The organism is Mesorhizobium escarrei, from assembly GCF_935825525.1.
Taxonomy (GTDB): Bacteria; Pseudomonadota; Alphaproteobacteria; order Rhizobiales; family Rhizobiaceae; genus Mesorhizobium; species Mesorhizobium escarrei.
Genome location: NZ_CAKXZT010000165.1, coordinates 10,128 through 15,648 on the forward strand (window position 1 = coordinate 10,128; position 5,521 = coordinate 15,648).

The following is a 5,521-nucleotide window of genomic DNA, read 5'->3' on the forward strand; positions in this document are numbered from 1 at the left end:
TCTCCTGTTCAGGCTCGATGATGACGTCCTGGGCGGCAGCGACGCCGATACCTGCCAGCAGCAGAAGTCCCGCGGCTGCAGTGGAAAGACGCATTCTCATAAGTGGTGCCTCCTTTTATGTGAGCTTTGGTCCGCTGAACGCGTCTTCGCGCGCCAGGCTCCCCAAACCTCATGCTGTTGCAAATGTTCCTTTTGCTGGGCTTTGGTCTGACGCGGCAGGACCTAAGTCTGACCTGTTTCGCGGGATTAGCCGGGCAAGGCGCGCCACCCGGAACCGCCTTTGCGTACAGTCGTTGCTCGTTGCGAGTTCAAGGGAGAACCCGATGGAGAATAGTGTCCACCAAGCCCGCTGGTTACTCGCTCCGGTCTTCGCCGTCTCCATCACGTTCCTGGCGATTGGAATAGTCGTTAGCTAGGTGTGACCCACTGGCTGTTGAGGCCGAAAAACGAAATTGAGATCTGCGCAGCTACGTCCCTTCCTGCGCCGATACAGGACCACCCGCCATTCCTCGATTTGGCGGGTGGTCCGTGCGGCTGACCAAGTCCGCTCAGGAGGCCTGTCAGCGGTTTAAGGTCGCGAGGCAGCATCACCTCACCTCAGGTCTTCGGCAACCCCGTCGGAATGCCTGAGGCCTACGCTTGGAGGCTTTCGGCTTAAAGAAGCCCCTGTTCACTTGCGGCCGCCTTGAAGGCATCGAGCGCGGCTTGTTGGGTGCAGTGTCCGGCCAGGCATTCCTCGATCATTCGAATTGCTTCAAGTCGGGACGGCTTGTCCATGAATGGCCATGGTTGCTGAAGCGCTTTCGCAGCATCAGGGATCGACGCAACCAGCATCGATCTGTCATTCAGGTAGATTGTAATCGGAATAAACGCCGGCATCTTTGTCGCTCTCCAGAATTGAAGTGGCTAAACGCGAGATCGTGCCCACTGGCGTGGTGTAGCTGACGGCATTGGACGCCGTGCTTGAAGCTCGAGTTCGAGCGCCGACGAGTGTGCACCAAGACGTGGTTTGCGCGCGGATCGTGCTTTTGGTAGATGTATCGGATACCATGGCCCGCGAGGCCACTGAGACCCGGCACGCGGGGTTAGGCGCGTGGCGTGTGATCTCTGCGAGGAGGAGGCCAAGCGTCTGGACGGCACGATTTTCCACCGAGTCGGTCATATGGTGCTCACGCACTCAGATTAGCGGCGCGAGCAATCGTCCCGAGGCGGGCTCTGATGCCCCGCTGCAGTGGCTCGGGGGGCGTCTGTGACAGTTTGACCGAAGCCGCCCTTTCGCTCTGGAGGACTTGATGTCAGCCGACCTTATCGAGCGGAAGCTTGCGGCGATCCTTGCCGCGGATGTCTCTGGCTACAGCCGGATGATGGAGGTGGACGAAGCCGGCACGCTTGCGCGCCTGAAGGTACACATTGGTGAGGTCGTCAGGCCCAGCATCGCGGCGCATCGGGGCAATATCGTCAAGACCACGGGCGACGGCCTACTCGCCGACTTCGCGAGCGTCGTTGAGGCGGTTGAGAGCGCTGTGGAAATTCAGCGGTCGATGGCAGAGCGGAACACCGGTGAGCCTGAGAACAGCCAAATCCTATACCGCGTCGGGATCAATCTCGGTGACGTCCTCTTCGAGGACGGAGACGTCTTCGGCGACGGTGTAAACGTGGCCTCGCGGCTTGAGGGGCTCGCCAAGCCGGGCGGCGTGTGCGTCTCGGACATTGTGCATCAGGCAGTCGCGGATCGGATCAAAGTGCCCTTCCGTGACATGGGCAATCAGCGAGTAAAGAACATCTCCCGACCCATCCGTGTCTGGCAGTGGACGCCCGACGCGGCGCGGCTGACGACGAGACCTGTCGAAGCGGCGCTGCATCAGCGGGTGCAGTTCGCGACGGCGTCGGACGGCGTGCAGATCGCTTGGGCCAGCGTTGGCCAGGGAGCGCCGGTGCTGAAGGGTCCGAACTGGCTGAACCATCTTGAGTATGAATGGCACAGTCCCATGTGGCGACCGATTCTCTCGGAGTTCGCGAAGCTCTGCCATCTCGTGAGGTTCGACCAACGCGGAAACGGGCTCTCGGACTGGGAGGTTGAGACGGTATCGGAAGATGCAATGGCCGGCGATATATCCGCAGTCGCGACCGCTGCACGGCTGGATCGGTTCGCGCTCCTCGGCATCTCGCAAGGCTGCGCCTTTTCTGTGCGTTATGCCGTGGAGCATCCGGAGCAAGTGACATGCCTCATCTTGTTGGGCGGTTTTCTCCGAGGTCGGCTAAAGCGACCGGATCTCGATCAAAGGAAGCTTTATGAAGCCGGGGCGATGATGATCCGCGACGGCTGGGGGTCGCCGAATCCCGTGTTCAGGCACTTTTTTACTTCGACGTTCATCCCCGACGCCCCACAGGAGATTGTGGCGAGCTTTGACGAACTGCAGCGCATTGCCACGAGCCCCGAGGCCGCGATGCGACTCTGGAAAATGAACGCTGAAGTTGACGCGACCGAGTTGGCAAAGAGGGTCCAAGTCCCAACGCTCGTGCTGCATTGCGTGGGCGATCGCATCGCGCCGATCGAGGAGGGCCGCCTGATGGCCAAGCTCATTCCGGGGGCGATGTTTGTCGAACTGCAGGGAAATAACCACGTGCTGATTGAAGGCACGCCCGCCTTCGACCAGTTCTTCGAGGAAGCGGCTGCCTTCCTGGCCATGCACAACCCGGTCGCGTAGCGTTACGACCGGTTTTCCAGATCGCTGAGGCTGGCGTTGTGGCACAAAGGGCGGCGACGGAGAAATCGATGGCGTCTGTCGAAATTCGTGACGTCTACAAATCGTTTGGTTCAGTCGAGATCCTGCACGGTGTAAGCATCGACATCGTCGATGGCGAATTCGTTACGCTAGTCGGCCCGTCCCCGTCATCGCCATGGTGGCGGTGATCGCGCTTAGCTCCTTTTGAGGCGACGACAATCCGGAATCCGGCCTGCCCGGAGTGGTGACGGATAAGCACTCGTCCATCAGCGCCAATGCGTTTACATTGCTCGCGACCAAAACAACTGTCACGGAGACTTCCATGTCCCGCCCGTCTTCGCTTGCTGGCCTCGTTCTCGGTCTGGTCGCGCCTGTGGCTGTGCCGGCGCCCGCCCAAGCCGTCACGAACGAGATTAATATCGGCACGAACCTCGACAATGGCAGAGCGATCACATGCCGGGAAGGCGGGAGGCTGCTGCGCAACCGTGGTTTTCGGGACGTCCGCCGCGTGGTTGCCGCGGGCGCTTTTTCGTCTATCGGGCCAGCCGCGCCGGCGGTTTGAAATCGCGTTGAGGGAGCGCGATGGCCGTGTCGTCGACCTGCGCCGCATCAGACGGTGACGAGGGCGTGGATCCTGTCGCCGCGGCCCGCGGTTCCACACGCGGCGTGCCTCGTTGGCTTCCGCTCGCGCTGCCCATGTCATGGACTGCCAGCGCCGTCACAGGCAGCCGTCACATGGCCTCGCGCGAGCGGCGAGATGTTGCTTCAGCTGCGCTATCTGGTCGGCCGACCAACCCTGCGGATCGGTCACGGCGAGCCACGCGTTGACGTAGTGTTCGGGCGCAAAGACATGTCCGTAGCCCATCGGCGTACCAGTGGCGACTGCCATGTCGAGGGCCAGCTGGAGCATCGTCACGACGGGGTACCAACGCAGCTCCGGCGAGACGTCCGGACCGCGTGGCGCATCCATCCAGGCAGGACGGCGATAGAAATCGCGATAATCGAAAAACGTGATCGCATCGCTCGCATATTGGAGGTAGACGATGCGCAGCGGACCCCAGGGTGCGTCGGTCGGATCGGGCCCGCCGTCCTGGTTCATGAAACGGATGAAGGAACCGTCCCGGAATTGCGGCAGCCAGGCCAGTGAGCCGGGGTTGCGATGCTCCGTCACGCTGCGCCACATCCTGGCCTCGAACGGCGGACCGCTCCACAGCGCCCCCTGGATAAGGTCACCCAGTATCTCGAAAAGCTCTGCCGACTTCTCGGAGTTCAACGCTCCGAGACTCAGGCCATGCAGATAGAGTTTTGGCCGGCTCTCGCGCGGAAGCGTCGTCCAGTATCCATAGACCGCGGCGAACAGAGCCTGTGCTGCTTCCGAGCCGTATTCCGGCTCGAACAGCAACGACAGCGGGCTCGACAGATAGGAGTACTGTTGTGCGACGCTCGCCACGTCGCCCCTGTGGAGGTACTCGACTGAATCCATGGCAGCGGGATCGACCCAGCCGCTGCCGGTCGGCGTGACGACGACGAGTACGGAGCGTTCGAAGGCGCTGAGGCGTTTCAGCTCTTCGAGGGCGATTTGCGCCCTCTCCTCGGCCGTGTCCGCCACGCGAAGCCCGACATAGACCCGGATAGGCTCGAGTGCATTTGCGTGCGTGAACGCGGCTATCTCTGCAGCGGTGGGTCCCGTCGCGATGAATTCTCGCCCCGCCCGTCCAAGTTCTTCCCAGCCGACGAGCGAAGCCAGGCTGCCGGTCTTGAGCGGAGATTCCGGTTGCGGCCGGTCCGGTTCGATGAGGGCGTCGAGCGCAGCGAAGGACGAGTCGGCCACGCGGAGTGCGTAGCGGACGAGCACACCGTTTGCGACCGCCCAGAACAACAATATCGCGGCGGCGAAACCGATTACCCTCGAAACCCTGCGCGGGACGAAACGGCCGGACCGCTCCGCAATCAAACGAGAGATGCCCTTGAAGAGCCGGGCAAGCGCTATGACCACCAGGAATGTGACGATCGCAATCAAACAGACTTCGAACGGATGTGCACTCGTCACGGGTTCGAGGTCCATCAGTCGACGGATCGAATTCTGCCATTCTGCCGCCCACCACAGAAACAGTATGGCGATGGCGGCGCAAATGGCTGCGACGACGATCTTGAGAGCGACCAGGAGCCGCTCACGCGGTTCCGGAAGCTCCATATAGGTCCATAGCCAGCGCCACGCGGCGCCGACACCGTATCCGACTGCGAAACATGCCCCGGAGAGCACGCCCTGGGTCAGATAGGTTCGGGGGATGAGCGTCGGCGTCAGCGAAGCGACGAAGAACAGTGTGCCTAAGACCAGGCCGCCGGCAGCAAACGACCGCCAAAACCTTGTCACCCAGCTACGCATAGGGCCGCTTCGCTTCTCTTGGGTTGAATTGTCTTGGAATGAATACGAAGGGCCATCATGGCTCGCTCTCGCGTTTTGTAGAAGGAGGCAGCTGTAAATTTCCGGCTGCTCCGTCCAGCAAGGCACACGATCTGATCAGGTCGCATTTGCGATCGCCAAAATTCCCCTTCGCAACTGGATGGCCAATGTCTGCAAATGGCACGACCGCACCGGGAAGGCCGGACGAGTCAAGAGGCTACTCGGTTGAGCGTCAGCCTTTCACGCCGACGACATAGAGGGCTTGCTGGTTTTGGACTAAATCCAAGTTAGAGTTCATTCTGGTGAAGCAATGTCCGCTCCTGGCGCCCGAAGCTACGTCCTAGTGGCTTCCTTCAATGACGGATCATGGCGCAAGCTTCCTGTTTGAGAA

The 5,521-nt window shown here is 61.1% G+C and carries 3 protein-coding genes and 1 pseudogene; 2 read left to right on the top strand and 2 right to left on the bottom strand.

Annotated features, from left to right (window positions below; translation table 11 throughout):
* Positions 1-654: 654 nt before the first annotated feature.
* Positions 655-879 carry a DUF982 domain-containing protein gene (locus tag NMG80_RS30630; protein WP_254021579.1) on the bottom strand — a complete coding sequence of 75 codons (225 nt, stop codon included), beginning with the start codon at positions 877-879 and terminating at the stop codon, positions 655-657.
* A 413-nt stretch (positions 880-1,292) separates the two neighbouring features.
* Between NMG80_RS30630 and NMG80_RS30635 the strand changes: the two genes are divergently transcribed.
* A complete protein-coding gene (locus NMG80_RS30635; RefSeq protein WP_254021580.1) occupies positions 1,293-2,708 on the top strand; it encodes an alpha/beta fold hydrolase in 1,416 nt (471 codons plus the stop codon).
* Positions 2,709-2,776: 68 nt separating this feature from the next.
* Positions 2,777-2,890, top strand: a pseudogene (locus NMG80_RS30640) (sugar ABC transporter ATP-binding protein); the annotation flags it as partial.
* A gap of 554 nt (positions 2,891-3,444) precedes the next feature.
* Here NMG80_RS30640 and NMG80_RS30645 read toward each other — a convergent pair.
* Positions 3,445-5,112 carry an alpha/beta hydrolase gene (locus NMG80_RS30645; RefSeq protein WP_254021581.1) on the bottom strand — a complete coding sequence of 556 codons (1,668 nt, stop codon included), beginning with the start codon at positions 5,110-5,112 and terminating at the stop codon, positions 3,445-3,447.
* Positions 5,113-5,521 lie beyond the last annotated feature (409 nt).